The 17,269-nt window shown below is 61.6% G+C and carries 16 protein-coding genes, 1 pseudogene and 1 other annotated feature; of the genes and pseudogenes, 5 read left to right on the top strand and 12 right to left on the bottom strand.

Annotated elements, in window-relative coordinates; all coding sequences use genetic code 11:
* Nucleotides 1-424 precede the first annotated feature (424 nt).
* Together JMA46_RS02865 and JMA46_RS02870 are read right to left on the bottom strand one after the other, a co-directional pair.
* Entirely contained in the window at nt 425-562 is a 138-nt protein-coding gene (locus JMA46_RS02865; RefSeq protein ID WP_207343792.1) for a hypothetical protein, read from the bottom strand.
* Between the two features lie 252 nt (nt 563-814).
* Nucleotides 815-2,055, bottom strand: a pseudogene (locus JMA46_RS02870) (IS110 family transposase).
* 1,145 nt (nt 2,056-3,200) lie between these two features.
* Between JMA46_RS02870 and JMA46_RS02880 the strand changes: the two are divergent.
* Both JMA46_RS02880 and JMA46_RS02885 read left to right on the top strand, forming a co-directional pair.
* Nucleotides 3,201-3,899 carry a group II intron maturase-specific domain-containing protein gene (locus JMA46_RS02880; RefSeq protein ID WP_207343794.1) on the top strand — a complete coding sequence of 233 codons (699 nt, stop codon included), beginning with the start codon at nt 3,201-3,203 and terminating at the stop codon, nt 3,897-3,899.
* 390 nt (nt 3,900-4,289) lie between these two features.
* The gene (locus tag JMA46_RS02885) at nt 4,290-5,444 is read left to right on the top strand and encodes a cell wall-binding repeat-containing protein (protein ID WP_207343795.1); all 1,155 of its coding nucleotides are present in this window, start codon (nt 4,290-4,292) and stop codon (nt 5,442-5,444) included.
* Between the two features lie 212 nt (nt 5,445-5,656).
* Here JMA46_RS02885 and JMA46_RS02890 read toward each other — a convergent pair whose 3' ends face one another.
* Entirely contained in the window at nt 5,657-6,082 is a 426-nt protein-coding gene (locus JMA46_RS02890) for a hypothetical protein (protein WP_247646994.1), read from the bottom strand.
* Nucleotides 6,083-6,112: 30 nt separating this feature from the next.
* Between JMA46_RS02890 and JMA46_RS02900 the strand changes: the two genes are divergently transcribed.
* The gene (locus tag JMA46_RS02900) at nt 6,113-7,102 is read left to right on the top strand and encodes an IS66 family transposase (protein ID WP_207343798.1); all 990 of its coding nucleotides are present in this window, start codon (nt 6,113-6,115) and stop codon (nt 7,100-7,102) included.
* 209 nt (nt 7,103-7,311) lie between these two features.
* Here JMA46_RS02900 and JMA46_RS17420 read toward each other — a convergent pair whose 3' ends face one another.
* The 4 genes from JMA46_RS17420 to JMA46_RS02915 all read right to left on the bottom strand — a co-directional run bounded on the left by JMA46_RS17420 (nt 7,312) and on the right by JMA46_RS02915 (nt 10,141).
* Nucleotides 7,312-7,440 carry a hypothetical protein gene (locus JMA46_RS17420; protein ID WP_282099513.1) on the bottom strand — a complete coding sequence of 43 codons (129 nt, stop codon included), beginning with the start codon at nt 7,438-7,440 and terminating at the stop codon, nt 7,312-7,314.
* A gap of 24 nt (nt 7,441-7,464) precedes the next feature.
* Nucleotides 7,465-8,684 (bottom strand): IS3 family transposase gene (locus JMA46_RS02905; protein WP_247646995.1). Its coding sequence is split into 2 segments (ribosomal slippage): nt 7,465-8,405 and nt 8,405-8,684, totalling 1,221 coding nucleotides; the frame shifts between segments, so codons are not numbered across the junction.
* Nucleotides 8,293-8,406, bottom strand: a sequence feature (AL1L pseudoknot). It overlaps the preceding gene by 114 nt.
* 34 nt (nt 8,685-8,718) lie before the next feature.
* Nucleotides 8,719-9,531, bottom strand: coding sequence for an AfsA-related hotdog domain-containing protein (locus tag JMA46_RS02910; RefSeq protein WP_207343799.1), 813 nt, complete (start codon nt 9,529-9,531; stop codon nt 8,719-8,721).
* The gene (locus JMA46_RS02915) at nt 9,515-10,141 is read right to left on the bottom strand and encodes a TetR/AcrR family transcriptional regulator (RefSeq protein ID WP_207343800.1); all 627 of its coding nucleotides are present in this window, start codon (nt 10,139-10,141) and stop codon (nt 9,515-9,517) included. Before JMA46_RS02915 ends, JMA46_RS02910 begins: the two co-directional genes overlap by 17 nt.
* Here JMA46_RS02915 and JMA46_RS02920 point away from each other — a divergent pair.
* Both JMA46_RS02920 and JMA46_RS02925 read left to right on the top strand, forming a co-directional pair.
* Nucleotides 10,110-11,138 (top strand): saccharopine dehydrogenase NADP-binding domain-containing protein, encoded by a 1,029-nt coding sequence (locus JMA46_RS02920; protein ID WP_207343801.1) that lies wholly within the window; start codon nt 10,110-10,112, stop codon nt 11,136-11,138. The genes JMA46_RS02915 and JMA46_RS02920 overlap by 32 nt on opposite strands.
* Nucleotides 11,139-11,266: 128 nt before the next feature.
* Nucleotides 11,267-11,554, top strand: coding sequence for a hypothetical protein (locus tag JMA46_RS02925; protein WP_207343802.1), 288 nt, complete (start codon nt 11,267-11,269; stop codon nt 11,552-11,554).
* Between the two features lie 426 nt (nt 11,555-11,980).
* Here JMA46_RS02925 and JMA46_RS02930 read toward each other — a convergent pair whose 3' ends face one another.
* Genes JMA46_RS02930 through JMA46_RS02950 form a run of 5 tightly spaced genes read right to left on the bottom strand, consistent with a single transcriptional unit; the run spans nt 11,981 to nt 17,166 of the window.
* Complete coding sequence (locus JMA46_RS02930) at nt 11,981-13,153, bottom strand: glycosyltransferase (protein WP_207343803.1); 1,173 nt, start codon at nt 13,151-13,153, stop codon at nt 11,981-11,983.
* On the bottom strand, nt 13,153-14,145 hold the full coding sequence (locus JMA46_RS02935; protein ID WP_207343804.1) for a Gfo/Idh/MocA family oxidoreductase: 993 nt from the start codon (nt 14,143-14,145) through the stop codon (nt 13,153-13,155). The genes JMA46_RS02930 and JMA46_RS02935 overlap by 1 nt, the downstream gene beginning before the upstream one ends.
* A 1-nt stretch (nt 14,146) precedes the next feature.
* The gene (locus JMA46_RS02940; protein WP_207343805.1) at nt 14,147-15,238 is read right to left on the bottom strand and encodes a DegT/DnrJ/EryC1/StrS aminotransferase family protein; all 1,092 of its coding nucleotides are present in this window, start codon (nt 15,236-15,238) and stop codon (nt 14,147-14,149) included.
* Nucleotides 15,235-15,831, bottom strand: a complete 597-nt coding sequence (locus JMA46_RS02945; RefSeq protein ID WP_207343806.1) for an acyltransferase — start codon at nt 15,829-15,831, stop codon at nt 15,235-15,237. The genes JMA46_RS02940 and JMA46_RS02945 overlap by 4 nt, the downstream gene beginning before the upstream one ends.
* Before the next feature lie 45 nt (nt 15,832-15,876).
* Nucleotides 15,877-17,166 carry a nucleotide sugar dehydrogenase gene (locus JMA46_RS02950; protein ID WP_207343807.1) on the bottom strand — a complete coding sequence of 430 codons (1,290 nt, stop codon included), beginning with the start codon at nt 17,164-17,166 and terminating at the stop codon, nt 15,877-15,879.
* Between the last annotated feature and the right edge of the window lie 103 nt (nt 17,167-17,269).

Below are 17,269 nucleotides of genomic sequence, written 5' to 3' on the forward strand. Positions count from 1 at the left end.
TCGTCGCACCCCAGGTGGTGACGGTCGTGACGAACGAGTTCTTCCGTTTCCCGGGTGCACGGATGGCGACCTTGGCATCCCGCTTGGAGATGTCAATCCCTGCGGCCCGTTCATGAATGAGTTCCATGATGGCTCTCCCAAACAACACAGCATTGATGGACATATGGTGTCTGCTGCGGAGAGGGCTGGGAAAAATCAGGAATCTGACACTCGTGCTCCATGGCAACAATAAACGGTCCCCGCACACCCTCCGTGTCAGGCTAACACTCGGGCACAAGGCACCAAGTTGGTTTCGACATCAACCACAACAGACGCCACCATCATCACCCCAAACCCCTGCCACCGCCAAGGGAAACCTGCCCCCAACTTTCCCCCGTAACGGCGCGCCAGCGGCGCTGGATGGCTAATACGAAAGTGGGGTGACTTAGGCGGTTTGGGTGAGTGTGACTTCGTATTCGAACTGGTGTAGTTCCTTGAGGGCGTGTTGGCGGGTTCTGTCCTTGTTGGCCTGGTTGTAGCGGCGGATGGGTGGTGCGTCGTAGGCGACGCCGTTGGCGAGCATGTTCCAGACGGCAGTGATGAGGGTGCGTTCAGTGGCGACGATGGCGCGGGCCGGTGTTGAGCGTCGCGTGGTTTGGTGATGGGTGCGTCATTGGGGGTGACGATGTGGGCTTTTGCCTGGTGGGTCTTGTTTTGTTTCGTTGGCGGCGTCAGGCTGGCGATGGGTGGCTGATCGCTGCTTAAAAGACAAACGACCCGATGCACAATTTTCGAAGATCCGCATCAGGTCGTTCTAGTACGAAAGTAAGGTGGGTCAGGCTGCCTCCCGCGTGGTCAGGGTGACGTTGTAGCCCAGTGCTTGGAGCCGGCGGATGGCGTTGTTTTTGGTGCGGGTTGGGTCCTTCTTGGTGAAGAAGTCGCCGCCGGGGTCGTGGTAACACTCGCCTTCGGCGAGCATGTGCCAGACGGCGGTGAGGATGGCGTGTTCGTTGGCGACGATGGCCTTGACCTTTCCGCGGCGGACGAGGATGCGCTTGTAGCGTGCCCCGAGGTAGCTGTCCTTGGGGTGTCGGGCGATGGAGAGTGCTGCCGTGCCCAGCGCCCCCTTGAGGTAGCGGTTGCCGGGGCGGGTCTTGGTGGACTTGATGCGTCCGGCAGATTCGTTGGAGCCGGGGCTGACCCCGGCCCAGGAGGCCAGGCGTCCTGGGGTTTCAAAGTGGCTCATGTCCGCGCCGGTTTCGGCGATGATGACATCGGCGACCAGGGTGGAGACGCCGGGGATGGTGGCCAGGAATTCCCGGGCGATGCGAAAGGGTTCCATCGCCTCGTCGATGCGTGCGGTGAGCTTGTCAACCCAGCCGGTGAGGGAGTCGATGCGGTCCAGATGCATGGCACAAATGAACCCATGGTGTTCGCCGAACCGGCCGGTCAGGGCCTTAACCAGCTCCGGGATCCGCTTGCGCATGACGCCCCTGGCCAAATCGGCCAGTTTCTGCGGGTCCCGCTCACCGTTAATGAGCGCGGCGAGCATGTCCCGGGAGGAGGCGCCCATGAGGTCCGAGACACTGCCCGAGAGCTTGATCCCGGTGGATTCCAGGAACTTCTCCAGTCGCTGGCCTTCCCGGGTTCGGTCCTGCACGGCGATGGTGCGGGCCCGGGTCAAATCGCGCAGCTTGCGGATCGGCTCGGGCGGGACAAACGATGCTCGCAACAGCCCGTGGGCTCCGAGCTGGGCCAGCCAGGCGGCATCGGAAACGTCGGTTTTACGGCCCGGAATGTTCCGGGCCGCCTTCGCATTGACGAGCACTACCGGAAGCACGTCCTCAAGCAGGTAGTAGAACGGCTTCCAGTAGTCGCTGGTTGATTCCATGATCCCCGTGGTGACCCTTGCCTCGACCAGCATGTCCCGCAGGGCGAGGATCTGGTTGGTGGTCGAGCCCCAGGTCTTTACCGTGGTGCTGAACGTTCCGGCGCGCTTGCCCGGAACCCGGATGGCGCCTTCGCGTCGCCCTTGGAAATATCAATGCCCGCAGCACGTTCATGAACCAGGTCCACGGGACACCTCCTACAGTTGCTCGTTCACTATGGGTGATGGCGCCTGCCGTGTGGAGGGTGGAATTAAATCAGGATTCTAGTACACGTGCTCACAGCAACAATCCACGGTTCCCGTGGAACCCTCCGCACCACGCTAACGCACGGGCCAACCAACAGCACCAAGAACGAATCGGCGTCGAACACGGCAGACCACATAATTGTCCCGCCACATCGTCCCCGACGCCAGAGCACAGGTGACCCTGCAACAACTTTCGACCCCCACGGCGCGCAGCGGCGCTGGAACGCTAACGCGTAAAGGCGCGCTGATGCTGACGGTAGATCATGATGGGGATTCTGTCGAGTCGGACTTGCTTGGCGGGGTTCTGGAATGTCCTGGGTGTGGGGGCCGGTTGCGGCCGTGGTCCTGGGCTCGGCCGCGGCGGATCCGCCACGGTGTTGGCACGGATTTCAGGGCTGTTGTGCATCGTCCCCGCCGTGCCCGGTGTGTCGGGTGCAAGGTGACGCAGGTGTTGTTGCCGGTGGGCTAGGCAGGGCCTGGCAGGGCAATCGCAGTCACCATTGTCTCCAAATCAGATGATCACAAAACCACTTACACACTCTCCGCACCCCGCAGGCCCAGAACCGCCTTGTCACGGATCCCCGTGACAGTCGTTGTGTCGTGACAGTCCAGCAACGCATCGACCTGATCCCGGGGCAAGCCACGCGGAACCTGGCTCAACCTCCACCCGACAATACCAAGGACAGCCGGGGCTAAATCCGATGATGTCAGCCCGCTGACATGAAGAAACCGAAGAAAGGACCGCAACGCAGTCACATGCGCCTTCGCACTCCAACGACTTCCTGATCCCTGACAAGCCGCAACAACATAAGAGATGATGTCAGCGGGTTCCAATGCCCCTAAGGAACGACCAACCGGCTCGCTTAACGACGCCAGAAGCTTCCTTGACTGCTGCACATAGCAACGCACCGATTCAGGCGCCAGCCCGCGCTCCTCACGCAGCCACTGACGATACTGATCCAACAAATCCTCCAGCCTCACAGGCCGGGCAAAGCCACCCCTAATCTCCATCACGATCCTCCCGAAAAACAGACCCCCGCCATGACGGTCTATCTATCAGGAAAACACAAACCCCGCTTCACGGATTATGCCGACCAGCCCGGCCTTGGAGCCCTGCCATCAAGCGGATACACCCGCCGAGGTCGGCATAATCCGGAACTCTACATTTGCTGACGATTTCGTTTGCGTGATCAGAGGAACGAGTGAGCATGCGGAAGCGCTGAAAACAGAGATCGGTGAGGTTCTGGCCCCGTTGGGGTTGGAGTTCTCGGAAGAGAAGACCGGGATAATCACGATCGATGAGGGATTCGATTTTCTCGGATTCACGATTCAACGACGCCACAAGCGCGGGACGAACAAGTCCTACGTTTACACGGTTCCGTCGCAGAAATCGATCGTCTCCGTGCGGTCAAAGATCGCACAAACCTGTTACAGATCAACCCTGCATCAGGACTTTTCTGAGCTGCTCAAGCGGCTCAATCAAATCCTGGCCGGGTGGGCCAACTATTTCCGGCACGGCGTCTCGAAGCATGTCTTTAACGACATCGATTCCTACGCTTGGCAACGGGTCTGGTCATGGTTGAAGAAGAAACACGGACGCATGAAGATACGGGACATGAAACGTAAATTCTGCATCAATGGATGGCAATTTGCCACGGCAACAGCGCGTTTCACCGGGGCGTCAATCGTCACGGTTACACGATACCGTTACCGTTACCGCGGCAAGAACATCCCGAACCCGTGGCATCAACAGCCCTTGAACCTGAGCATCACCACCGGGCAATGATGCATGGAGAGCCGGATGCGGTGAGAGTCGCACGTCCGGTTCGGCGGGCAGCCACGGCGAAACCCAGCCCAGCAATGGGACAACGGGCGCGCCGTGGCTGACCCAACTAGCGAGTGGATGCTTACGACTACCAAATCTCTGAGTTGTCAATGAGTTATTCAAATTTAGAGCATGCAGCCAACCTTTTGGGGTAACAGAAACAATTTTCGTGTCCTCCACTTGAACTTGTGGAGACCATGGGTTAGATTAATTTCATCCGTCAACGTGGTGAAACATAGTTGGCGGGGAACTCCGATGGGGGGGGGAATTGCTGAGCATATGTTCGGACTTTTATAGGTCTCACCCACGGTAAAATATGAAAAAATAATCGCTTTCAAAGGGACTGGAATCATGATTAAATCTAATCTTCGCCGTGGTGTACTTTCCACCGCAGTTGCTGCGTGTGTCTTGGCCTCGGGCATCGGCATGGCTGGCGTGGCTTCTGCCGCGAACAACTTCCCGTTGGGTAACGTTCAGCAGGATGGCAACGCTGACTTCGCCACAACCGTAAAAACAACCACCGTAACCCGTCTGGCTGGAAATGACCGCATCTCTACCGCGATCGTTGCAGCACAGAGCCGCGCATGGGGCACCAACAAGGATGTCAACGTTGTCATCGCTCGTTACGATGACTTCGCAGATGCACTTTCCGCTGGCCCCTTGGCCGATGCTTTGGACGCACCTATCTTGGTGACCAACTCCAACGTGCTGGACACACGCGTCAAGAACGAACTTGTTGCTTTGGGGCTGAACAAGAACGGCAAGGCGCGCAACGTCAACGTCATCATCGTTGGCGGTCAGGGTGCTATCAGTACGGGAGTTGCTACCGACATCGACGCTGCTACAGGTAGCACGTCATTCCGTATCCAGGGTTCAGACCGCTATGAGACCTCAGTAAACGTTTCCAAGCAGACCATCGACGTCTACTCGACCACGCCTGGTGCAAAGAAGGTCGTCAATGTATTCTTGGCTACCGGCCGGGACTTTGCTGACGCCATGACCGCTGGTTCAGCTGCTGCGTCTAACAACGGCGTTGTGATCTTGACCGCCGACACTGTGGTTCCTGCCCAGACCCAGAGGTTCTTGGACCGTTTGGTAAACACTTTGCCTGCTGGCTATGACCTCGCATCCATCGTTACCGTTGGTGGCCAAGCCGAAGCTGCAGCTGAAGATGCTGACGCTCACTACACCGGTTCTGACCGCTACGAGACGGCTGCACTGCTGGCTGACCACTACTTCGACTTCAGTGGCAACCTCAGCTCGCCGAACACACAGAACGTGGCGATCGCTTCAGGCCACACCTACGCTGATGCTGTTGTAGCTGCCGGCTACATCGCTAACGCGGATGGCCCGCTGCTTTTGAGCAACCCGAACGTTCTGAATGGCTTCACCAAGTCCTACTTGGAGAAGAACGAGATCGCTATCAACCGCGCATTCGTGTTCGGTGGACAGGCAACACTCTCCTTGGATGTCACTGCGCAGGTAAAGTCTGCCCTCGCCTGGTAATTCCGAATAGTTCTTTTAGGGACTGTCTTGGCAGCCCTGACGTAAACTAGAAGTGGTGGGTATCTCCAACCGGAGATACCCACCATTTTACTTTAGAACCTTCTCTCCGAGGTACCCGGAGAACACCAACTCCTGATGCTCCTATAGTTGGTAACTGCTCAGGTGGTTTTGGTGGTTTGCGGCGTGTCTTGTTGATTTGAGGACATATGGGTTCATGCTGTTGGTGTGTCCGATGTTCCGTCTTTTGATGAGCTTCTTGGCCAGGTCGTGCCGTTGCGGTCGGTGGTCGTGGAGCAGTCACGCTTGATCGAGATGTTGCAGGCCGAGAATGCCGTGTTGCGTGTCCGGTTGGGCCAGTCGCCGCGGAATTCCTCCAAGCCGCCGTCCAGTGAGGGATATGAGAAGCCGGCACTAAATCCCGGCGCACGAAAACTGACCGGCCCTCGGGCGGCCAGCCTGGCCACAAGAGCCACACCCTGAAGCGGGTCACGACCCCGAATGAGGTCCTGATCCATGAACCGGCTGTCTGTGGCGGGTGCGGGGAATCGTTGGCGGGTGCGCCGGTGGTTTCCACCGAGTCCCGGCAGGTCTTTGACCTGGCGCCGATCAAGGTGTGGGTTACCGAGCACCGGGTCCATCACCTGCGGTGTGCGTGAGTGTGCGTGACGATGGCCGATGCCCCGGCCGGGGGCTGTGCTCCGGTGCAGGATGGGCCGAGGGTTCGTGCTCTGGGCGTGTACCTGTTGAACGTCCAGCACCTGCCGCTCAAGCGGTCCGAGGAGTTGCTGAGCGAGGTGGTCGGGACGCCGGTCAGTCAGAGCTCCTTGGTCAGTTGGCAGGAGGCGGCGGCTGCTGGGCTGGACGGCTTTGACCAGGCCCTGGTACAGGGCTGGTCCCAAGCGCAGGCGCTTGGCGCCGATGGGACCGGGATCAGGATGAACGGGAAACTGGTCTGGGTCCACGCGGCCCGCACCGATATCCTGATCCGGTACACGGTCTCGCCCAAGCGCGGATACGAGGGGATGAAGGACGCCGGGGTGCTGACGGCCCTGGCACCGGCAACAGTGTTGGTGAGCGACTTCTTTGGACCGTATTGGCGTCTGGAAGTCATCCACGCCGTCTGCGGAGCCCACCTGTCCCGGGAGTTGGGGGCCGCGGCCGAAGCCGAAGCCGACGGGCAGGAAAGCTGGGCGCAGCCGATGGAACGGCTGCTCGCTGAGATCAACCGTGTCGCCCACCGGGCCCGGGACTTTGGTGGGACAGCCTTCGCCCCGGAACTAATGGCGAAGTACCAGCGAAGATACGCCGAGTTCATCCGGGCCGGGTGGGCGGCAAACCCCGGCTTCTCGCCGGGCACGCACGCCACGAAACGGCCTAAGCATGTGAACCTGCTCGACCGTCTCGACGGGCACCGGCAGGAAGTACTGCGCTTCGCCACCGACCTGCGCGTCCCCTTCACGAACAACGGCTCAGAACAAGATGTCCGGCAGTTGAAGATCAAGATGAAGGTCTCCGGCGATCTTCGCAGCATGCCCGGCGCCGAAGCATTCTGCCGGTTGCGCTCCTACTTCGCCACCGCCGCCAAGCAAGGCCAGGCAGCGTTCGAAGCAATGGTCATGCTCCACAACGCCAACCCCTGGCAGCCCGCCATCAATTAACACGGGCCCCTCGCTCACAAACCAGCTGAGTAGTTACTTGCATTTCAAGCTTCACGTTTTCCTTACGCAAATGCTGCAATTCATTCCGCTCGGACTCCGTTAGCTGAGTCAGCCACGGCGCGCCCGTTGTCCCATTGCTGGGCTGGGTTTCGCCGTGGCTGCCCGCCGAACCGGACGTGCGACTCTCACCGCATCCGGCTCTCCATGCATCATTGCCCGGTGGTGATGCTCAGGTTCAAGGGCTGTTGATGCCACGGGTTCGGGATGTTCTTGCCGCGGTAACGGTAACGGTATCGTGTAACCGTGACGGTTGAGGCCCCGGTGAAACGCGTTGTCAAGCCCCGGGTTTGGTGGAGGGTTTATTAGACCCGTTCCATCGTTTTGATGGCGGGCAGGTTTGAGTAGTAGTTGGTTTCTGCTTCCACTGGCGGAATGTATCCGATTTCCCCGTGGAGGCGCCGGTGGTTGTACCAGTCGATGTATTCAGCGACAGCTATTTCAAGGTCATTGATACCGGTCCAGGGGCCCTTGTTGCGGACCAGCTCGGCCTTGAAGAGGGAGTTGAGGGCCTCGGCCATGGCGTTGTCGTAACTATCACCCTTGGCCCCTACGGAAGCGACAGCTTCGGACTCGGCGAGACGCTCGGTGTAGCGGATGGCACGATACTGCACACCTCTGTCCGAGTGGTGAATAAGTTGTAATACATCTTTTCGATCACGCCGACGAGTCCATAATCCCATCTCCAAAGCATCCAGCGCAAGGGCTGTGTGCATGGTGGTGGAGAGCTGCCAGCCGACCACGCGGCGGGAGAAAACATCGAGCACGAACGCCGCATAGACCCAGCCGGAAAACGTCTTAATGTAGGTTATATCCGCGACCCAGAGACAATTTGGTGCCGGGGCCGTGAACTGCCGCCGAACCAGATCCGCCGGCCGCTCAGCCAAAGGCCCTGGCACTGTCGTACGGGGCCCCTTGGCCCGCCGCACACCATGCAGCCCGGCCCGGCGCATGAGCCTCTCCACCGTGCACCGAGCGACCTTGTGGCCGGCACGGTTCAGCGCAGCATAGACCTTCCTGGCCCCGTAAACCCCGTAGTTTTCCTTGTGCACCTGTTTGATCTTTTCTGTCGTCACTGCATCGGTAACAGTGCGTTTCGACTCGGGGCGTGCCTTGGCAGCGTAGTAGGTAGAGGGGGCGATCGGCAGCTGCCTGCAGATCGGCTCGACCCCGAATTCATCCTTGTACTGGTCGATGAAAGTGATCATCGTCGTGAGGGGCGGTCGAGCTCCGCCGCGAAGAAAGCCGACGCTGACTTCAAGATCGCATTCGCCCTCCGCAGCTCGGTGACTTCGCGCTCCAACTCGGCCAGCCGGGTCGCATCATCAGTGGTCGTGCCGGGCCTCACGCCCTGATCGATCTCTTCCGTCTTGACCCAGCCACGGATCGTGTCGGCCGGGATGCCCAGCTGTGCACCGATACGAGTGCAAGCTCCCCGCCGGTCGGCTGGATTCTTCTGGGCGTCCATCACGAGACGGACCGCCCGCTGACGAAGCTCATCTGGATATTTCTTCGGTGGTGCCATGGTGCTTATCCTTTCAAGGATTCAACACCCTCCATTAAACCCGGGGCGGTTCAGTGATGCTGATGCGGGTGCGCCCCGGTTCGGTCAAGGTTGCGTTCACGGCTATGGGGGCGTTGTATTCGGCGAAGTTGTGGCAGAGCAGGCTGATGTGCCCGGCCGTGGAGCTGGTCAAGAGTTGGTGGGCTTTCAGGGTGGCTTGGGCGATCAGGATGCCGGGAACGTGGTCGCTTGCATGATCAAAGATGAACCGGTCGTCTCGATTCCAGGCCAGCTGCCCGGCCAGGGTGTCGGTGTCGAGGGCCACATTGGTCAGCACTGTTCCTTCTTCGGCGGTGCTGTGGCCGGGGTCCGGGGCGGCGCTGCGTCGAATCCCCTGGTAGGTTCGTGCCGGCAGGCAGGTGAAATCACCGCGCCCGGTGCCGATGAGTGTTCCACCGGTGAGCAGATCAGCGCTTAGTTGGAGGTCACGGATCCGGCCGTTGCGGGTTTGCGCGGCATCCGAGCGTACCCGCACCTGCACAGGGCCGGTGTGAAGGGCCGGTATCGTGGCGGGCTCGCGAGTCCAGGTAAAGGAAAGCTCATTGATGATAAACGCCCAGTCCAGGGGCACATCCCACACCAGGTGGGTGTAAGCAATTTTGGCCTGGCGCACCAGCTCCACTGCGAGCAATGTTGCAGGACAGGTCGCACCGGGCCCGGGCACAGGAAGCCCGGGGCTGCCCGGCAGGCCCGGGGGCAGGGACCCCTGGAACACCCAGCACCCCTGAGCGTCCCTAGCCGCCGAGGTCAGCAGGACCTGCTCCGGCGCCCTCTTGTGGACTAGGACGGCATCAATGGGATAGACCATGGTCCTCGATGCCCCCCGTCGGGGTGGAATACCCCAAGGCCGATAAGACGCTAGCGACGCTTTGCACTATCAAGGACTCATCCAAGCCGTTCAATCCGGGCATCAGCACCCGCATCAGCACCGGCCCGGTCAACAGGTCACAAATCCATTCCACGTCCGGGCACGGAGGGATCTCTCCCCGCCCGACTGCCCGGGCGATCACCACCGCGACCCCGGCCCGGCGCGGGACCAAAAACTTCCGGACGAAAACAGTGCGAAGCTGCTCATCACCACGGACGGCTTCCAGGAACCCGGCCAGGCTAAAAAAAACCAGCGGGTCCATGAACAACCGGATTTGATCGCGCTGGATCGCCTCAAGATCACCGGGGAGGTCCCCGGTATTGATGCTTTGATCCAACGCGGTGCCAAAGTGCTCCAACAACAAAGACAGCACCACCTCAGGTACACCCTCAAAGCGCCGGTAGAACGCCGGACGAGTGGTATTCGCCCGGGCCGCAATCGCCCCCACGGACACCCCAGCGAATCCACGTTCAACAATCAATTCCCCAGCAGCACGCACCAGGGCACCATCCAGAGCGGTGTTTCGCGGACGCCCTACCAATGAGACCATAATAATACACAGTGTAACGCTAATAATAAGGCCGGAACGGCCGACACGAGAGCAGGAGCATCTCATTCTTCTCATCTATGGACCAGGCAGAACCGGAACGCGTATCGCGGTCCTGGCCCGTGAGTACGGGGTCGATACAGTGCTGGCCGGCCGGAACCCCACCCAGGTTCAGGCCGCAGCCACATCCCTGGGCCTGCCCTGGCGATCTGCGGCGCTGACGGATACGCCGGCCCTGACCCGGATGCTCGAGGGTGTCGAGACTGTCATCAACACCGCGGGCCCCTTTACCCGCACCGCACCCGCGCTCATGCAAGCGAGCATCGCCCACCGATGCCACTACCTGGACTTATCCAATGAAGCCGCCTCCTTCCGCCACGCCTGGGCCCTGAACGAGGCAGCACAACAAACCGGGATAAGCATCATCCCCGGCGCCGGATTCGGCACCGCAGCCGCCGAAGCCCTCACCGCCCACATCCTGACCAGGATCAACAACCCTGACACCCTCACCCTCGTGCGCATCTCCACCCACCAATCCAAGACAGCAGGAACACGAGCCAGCACGCTAGCGGTCCTGACCCGGCCACCACGCAACGAACGGACCAACCCCCACCACCGCGATCACCAGATCCGCAGCCTGAACCTCCCCCAAGGCCGCACGACCGTCATTCCCATCGACACCGGGGACCCCTACGCCATCACCCAAGCCACCACCATCACCAACGTGCACGCCTACGCCAGCACCACCATGAACCCCGCCAGGGCCCGACTCCTCCTTGCCCTGGCACGCCACCAACCCCGACGGACACACCGCCACCAGCTACCTCACAGCCACCGGCGCAACAGAACTCGCCGCGCACATCGCCGTCCAAGCAGCACAACAAACCCCACACCAGAGCACCACAGGGACCACCACCGTCGGCCAACTCATCAACGCTCAGCACCTCCTCACCCACCCCAACACCACCCTCACCGACCTCTAGTACTGCGTCGCGTCTAATCTTTCAGGTATTTGTGGTAGACGTTCCGTGACGGGAAATTCTTGATGTCACCCGTCCGAAATGGAGTGAAGAAGACCGGGCGTTCCTGCTTGGAATTACCCGGACCGGCGCCCACCCTGCCCAGGAGGTGCGCCGGGCACGGATGCTGCTGGAACTCGATGAGAACGCCGCCGAAAATACCTCCGTCCCCTCGCACGAGGCCGTCGCGACACGAGCAGGCGTCTGCACCGGTAGCGTCGTGAACGTGTCCAAGGTCTACGTGGAGCGCGGCGGGGACGTACGCGCCTCGATCACCCGCGCCAAAAGAACGCTTCCCCCGGTACCCGCGAAAACCACCGGCGAGGTCGAGGCCCGCCTGATCGCACTCGCCTGCACCAAACCCCCCGAAGGTCACTCCACGTGGAGCCTGTGTTGAGCGTCGCGTGGTTTGGTGATGGGCGCGTCAGTGGGGGTGACGATGCAGGCTTTTGCCTGGTGGGTCTTGTTTTGTTTCGTTGGCGGTACCAAGCGGAGTTAACGGGATGGTAGACGGCCGTCCCGTGCAGTTTTGTAACCAGCACGTGATCCTTGCCCGTCTCACCCCAAGTCGTATCCGCCAGCGGGACTACGGCCTTTCCGATGTATGGGGACTGTCCGTCGCGGCTGAGCGAATAACCCGAGTGGTTGAATTTCGGGCCCCAGATTTCTTCCCTGAAGACGAACAGGCCCGCGCAGACGGCGACTACCACAGTGATTGCCACCAGAGTACGGGCAAGGCGCCTGCGGCGGGATGTGCGCTCCCGCCCAAGCCGCCGAGGCTCCTCCAGCTAGTCCAGCGAGGCTTCCGGATCGACCAGTGTGCTCACAGCCAGGCCCAAGCTTTCACTATGGCCTGCGCAGCGGCGTGTCCCGAAGCCTGGAGGGAGGCGTTGTCCGCCACCCACTGGACGCGTGCCGCGCGGGACTGTGCCCCGCCGCAGTCCGGGTCCTCCAGCACGGCGATCATGGCGTTGGCCACGCTGCGGGCGTCGTAGGCTGCAGCAACACCCAACCGGCCTGACTCCACGATGGCTGCACCGTCCCCCTGTCCGGCGAACACCACAGGAGTGCCGCAACCTGCTGCGGCGTAGATCTTCGTGGGCTTGGCGAAGTCGTAGCCTTGGTCGGGCTTGATGCTGACAAGCGCGCCCGCGGCGCCGCGAATCCACGCAGCGGCGTCGGCCGGCGGCACAACCCCGCCGAAGTGCACACCCCCGGGCACGGTCTCGGCGGCAAGGCCCTTCAAGTGGTCCTCGTCGGCGCCCTGGCCGAAGAACCTCAGCTCAGCATTGGGGAACCGTTCATGGACCAGCGGCAGGGCACGGATGAAGATGCCGGCCCCCTGCCATTCACTCATGGTCCCGGTGTAGACAAAGTAGGGGTGTTCGGTGGAGGCAACAGTGCCGTCTGGGCGGAACACGCCCGTGTCGACGCCGTTGCCGACTACGTCGATCCTGTCGGCAGGCACGTTGAAGTGCGCCACTTGGAGTGCCACAGGGTCGGAAACGGCAATGACCTTGGCCGCCCTGCGAAGGACAGCACCTTCCATGGCTCCCATGGTCTTCTTCACGATGCCCGGCACGGACATGGCTGACAGCGCCTCGGTCCAGACATCGGCCGCGTAGTACACGAACGGGCGGCGGCGCAGCAGCGAGGACAGCGCCACCGCGACACCCGTGGTAGGTGGCGGTTCCGAGACGACGACGTCCGCTTGCACCGTAAGCAGCCTGAAGAAGGCGGGGACGTCAAAGCTCAGGTACTGGATGTAGCCGCGAACGTTTCCGCCGGCGTCGCGCAGCACGGGCCAGCGGCTGAGCCCGTAGCTGGGTTTGAAAATCCCGCTGCCCTTCGGCGGCGTTGTGGTGATGACCTGGACGTCGGCCCCTTGTGCTACGAGCCCGTCGACAAGTGCCTTCAAGCGGAAGGCCGCCGCCCCCACTTCAGGCGTGAAAAGCCTGGTGGTGACGACGACCTTCAACGGTTTCTGTGCTGCCACTAAGACGGAATCCCAACAGGGAGCCCGGTGCGGGAGGATTCCAGCACGGCTTCGGCCACGACGAGCGTGTCCTGGCCCTCAGCCATGGTCACCACGTCATTGCCCAAACCCAGCACGGCGTCACGGAAAGCTTCGTGTTCGGTACGCAGCGGCTCGGGCTTGGCGATCGCCAGGCGGGTCACGTTCCCTTCGGAAACGCCGCGGAAGGCACCGATGGAGTCCCATTCGGTGGCCACCGTACCGTTTTCATAGAACGTGAGGTCGGCGGTGACGGTGTCAGCCACAAATGCGCCCTTTTCACCGGTGACGATGGTCAGGCGTTCCTTCATGGGGGAAAGCCAGTTCACCAGATGGTTGGTGATGATGCCATTGGCCAGCTTGCCAGTGGCGGCCACCATGTCCTCATGCGGGCGTCCACTGCGTGTGGTGGTTTGGGCGAAGATTGAGGCGTAGCGGCTCTGCGCCAGCCAGGCGGTCAGGTCGATGTCGTGCGTACCTAGGTCCTTGACTACTCCGACGTCGGCAATGCGGGCAGGGAACGGACCCTGACGGCGGGTGGCGATCTGGTACACCTCACCTAGTTCGCCGTCGGCGATGCGCTTGCGCAGCGACTGCAGGGCAGGGTTGAACCGCTCAATGTGTCCGACGGCGCCGACGAGCCCCTTCGCAGCGAACGCCTCAACGAGGCGCTGTCCGGCGGGCACGCTGGCGGCGATCGGCTTCTCCACGAGGGTGTGGATGCCCGCCTCGGCCAATGCCAGGCCGACTTCCTCGTGCATACCAGTGGGCACGGCAGCGACTGCCATGTCGATGCCGGCGGCGATAAGTTCCTCGACGCTGGAGAGGACGGGGAGTTCCCTGGCCACACCGTGGGGATCGCCAAAGGCGTCGGCCACGGCCACCAGCTCGACGCCGTCGACCTCGCGGATGACGCGGGCATGGTGGCGGCCCATCATGCCCAGGCCGATGAGTCCTACGCGCAAGTTCGCCATGTTATGCCCCTGCCTTGACGATGGTGTTCACTGCGGCGACGATGCGCTCCAGATCGTCCTGGGACAGTGAGGGGTGCACCGGCAGCGAGAGGACTTCCTTCGCTGCGATCTCCGTGTTGGGCAGGTCTTCTGTGCGGTTGAATGAGGGCAGGCGGTGGTTCGGCACCGGATAGTAGACTCCGGAGCCGATGTTGAACTCGCTGCGCAGTCGCTCGTGCAGTGCGTCGCGGCCCTCGGGCACGCGGATCGTGTACTGATGGAAGACGTGCTCGGCTCCTTCGGCCACCTTCGGCGTCCCCACGCCCTCAAGGTTGGCCGTCAGGAACGCTGCGTTGTCTTGGCGCTTCTTGGTCCAGGCCTCGATCTTTGTCAGCTGCACCCGGCCGATGGCGGCGTGCAGGTCCGTCATGCGGTTGTTGAAGCCGACCAACTCGTTCTCGTACTGCTTGTCCATGCCCTGGTTGCGCAGCAGGCGAATATTGCGCTCCACGGTGGCGTCGGACGTGGAGACCATGCCCCCTTCACCGGAGGTCATGTTCTTCGTGGGGTACAGGCTGAACATGCCGAACTTGCCGAAGGTGCCGACCTTTTTACCGTTCAGTGCGGCACCGTGTGCCTGAGCTGCGTCCTCGTACAGGTCAATGTCGTGCTTATCGCACAGCGCGGCGAAGGCCTCGGCGGCGAAGGGGTGACCGTAGAGGTGGACGGGCATGATGCCCTTGGTCTTGTCCGTGATGAGCGACTCCACATGGGCCACGTCGAGGGAGTAGTAGTCCAGCTCAATGTCGGCAAAGACCGGGGTTGCACCGGTCAGCGCCACCGAGTTGCCGGTGGCGGCAAAGGTGAACGAAGGCACGATGACCTCGTCACCGGCGCCGACCCCGCTGGCCAGCAGGCCCAGGTGCAGCCCGGAGGTGCCGGAATTCACGGCAACGCTGGCACGGCCGTCCAGGAGGACCTGGGAGAATTCCGTTTCAAAATCGGCCACCTGCTTGCCCTGCGCCAACATGCCCGAGGCCATGACGGCGTCGACCGCTGCCCTTTCCTCGTCGCCAATGATCGGTTTTGCTGCGGGAATGAAGTCCTGGCTCATGCGTTGTCCTCTGCCTCTTTAAGGGAGTTTGAATCCTCAATGTATTTTGCCCCTGTTTCAGGGCAAACCCAAAAACCGCCCTCCTGCTTCAGCGGAAAGCCAGCCTTGCCGACCCAGCCCAGGCGGCGGGCCGGAACGCCTGCCATCAGCGCAAACGCGGGAACATCCTTCGTCACCACGGAACCTGCTGCGATGGTGGCCCACCGGCCAATTGTTACGGGGGCTATGCAGACGGCGCGGGCCCCAATGGCTGCACCGTCCTCGATGGTGACCCCCACGGGCACCCAGTCGTGGGCGCTTTTCAGCGACCCATCGGGGCTGACGGCGCGGGGGTAGGTGTCATTGGTGAGCACCACGGCCGGGCCGATGAACACGCCGTGGCCCAGGACTGCCGGCTCATACACCAAGGCATAGTTCTGGATCTTGGTGTTGTCGCCGATGCGCACGCCTGTGCCCACATAGGCACCGCGGCCAACAATGCAATTCTGGCCAAGAACCGCGTCTTCGCGCACTTGGGCCAAATGCCAAACCTTGGTGCCTTCACCGATTGCAGCGTCCTCCGACACGTCGGCGCTGGGTGCTACATAACTCATGCTGTTTCTCCTGACTCGGCCCACGGGGTGGACGAATTGAGCTTTCTAGGCCTTGCCGATGACGCGGTAGGTGACGCCGTCCCACTTCTCGGCGGAGCTGACACGGCGCCCGTCAATGAAGGCCCTAACACCCGGCAGGTCCGCCGGGGTCAAATCGCGGTACTCTGCGTGGTCTGCCTGCACCACGGCGGCGTCAACGGCCTCTCCCAGGTGGTACGGGGCAAAGCCAAGCTTTTCCAGCTCGGCATCCGTGTACATCGGATCATGTACCAGGGCCGTGCCACCGCGGCGGTTGATCGCCTCCACCGCGTCAAAGACCCCAGAGAACGCCGTTTCCTTCACGCCACCCCGGTAGGCCGCACCGAGTACGACGACGCGTGCCCCGGCCAGATCGCCATAGGCACCCTCGAGCAGACCGATGGTGTAGTCGGGCATGTCTGCGTTGGCTGCCCGCGCGGCGCGGACCACCGTGGCGTCGGGATCATTCCACAGGTACAGGCGCGGGTAGACGGGGATGCAGTGTCCACCAACGGCAATGCCGGGCTGGTGGATGTGGCTGAACGGCTGCGAGTTGGAGGCGGCGATAACTTGGTAGATGTCGATCCCCGCCTTTGCGGCAAAGCGGGCAAACTGGTTCGCAAGACCGATGTTGACGTCGCGGTAGGTGGTTTCGGCCAACTTGGCGAGTTCGGAAGCCTCAGCGGAGCCGAGATCCCAGACACCGTTGGCGCGGTTCAGGTCAGGGCGGTCGTCAAAGTCCAGCACCGACTCGTAAAATTCAATCGCCTTGGCTGCACCGGCTTCTGACAGGCCGCCAATGAGCTTGGGGTATTTGCGCAAGTCCTCAAAGACGCGGCCGGTCAGCACGCGTTCAGGGGAGAACACGAGGTGGAAGTCCTCGCCCTCGACCAGGCCGGAGGCGGCTTCCAGCGCCGGCTTCCAGCGGCTGCGGGTGGTGCCGACTGGAAGGGTTGTCTCGTAGGAGACCAGCGTGCCTGCGCTCAGGTGCTTACCCAATTCGGCTGTGGCGGCATCCATCCAACCAAAGTCGGGTTTGGCCTCCGAGTCGACGAACAACGGCACCACCAGCACCACGGCGTCGGCGCCGGGAACTGCCTGGGCGTAGTCCGTCGTCGCCCGCAACTTGCCAGCCGGCACGAGCTCGGAAAGCTTCTCCTGCAGGTGTGCTTCGCCGGGGAACGGTTCCGTTCCTGCGTTGACAAGGTCCACAACGGCTTGGTTTACATCCACGCCAACAACATCGTGGCCCTTGGAAGCAAATTGAACTGCCAGTGGCAAGCCGATCTTACCGAGTGCGATTACTGCAATCTTCACGTTTTAGTAGCCTTTTCTTATGTAGCCTGGTGATGGTCCGGAGCATGCTTCCACCGGCAATTACCCACTAGAATATCGGCCTTTGTGCCGACTTCGCTTCAGG

The organism is Arthrobacter sp. E3, from assembly GCF_017353415.1.
GTDB lineage: Bacteria > Actinomycetota > Actinomycetes > Actinomycetales > Micrococcaceae > Specibacter.

What these genes read in the sequence shown, in the direction of transcription:
- JMA46_RS02945 (WP_207343806.1), bottom strand. Translation starts at nt 15,831, where the DNA reads ATGAGTTATGTAGCACCCAGCGCCGACGTGTCGGAGGACGCTGCAATC.
- JMA46_RS02890 (WP_247646994.1), bottom strand. Translation starts at nt 6,082, where the DNA reads ATGGACCCGGTGCTCGGTAACCCACACCTTGATCGGCGCCAGGTCAAA.
- JMA46_RS02880 (WP_207343794.1), top strand. Translation starts at nt 3,201, where the DNA reads ATGCCGACCAGCCCGGCCTTGGAGCCCTGCCATCAAGCGGATACACCC.
- JMA46_RS02935 (WP_207343804.1), bottom strand. Translation starts at nt 14,145, where the DNA reads ATGGCGAACTTGCGCGTAGGACTCATCGGCCTGGGCATGATGGGCCGC.
- JMA46_RS02940 (WP_207343805.1), bottom strand. Translation starts at nt 15,238, where the DNA reads ATGAGCCAGGACTTCATTCCCGCAGCAAAACCGATCATTGGCGACGAG.
- JMA46_RS02915 (WP_207343800.1), bottom strand. Translation starts at nt 10,141, where the DNA reads ATGGTCTCATTGGTAGGGCGTCCGCGAAACACCGCTCTGGATGGTGCC.
- JMA46_RS02900 (WP_207343798.1), top strand. Translation starts at nt 6,113, where the DNA reads ATGGCCGATGCCCCGGCCGGGGGCTGTGCTCCGGTGCAGGATGGGCCG.
- JMA46_RS02910 (WP_207343799.1), bottom strand. Translation starts at nt 9,531, where the DNA reads ATGGTCTATCCCATTGATGCCGTCCTAGTCCACAAGAGGGCGCCGGAG.
- JMA46_RS02885 (WP_207343795.1), top strand. Translation starts at nt 4,290, where the DNA reads ATGATTAAATCTAATCTTCGCCGTGGTGTACTTTCCACCGCAGTTGCT.
- JMA46_RS02865 (WP_207343792.1), bottom strand. Translation starts at nt 562, where the DNA reads ATGCTCGCCAACGGCGTCGCCTACGACGCACCACCCATCCGCCGCTAC.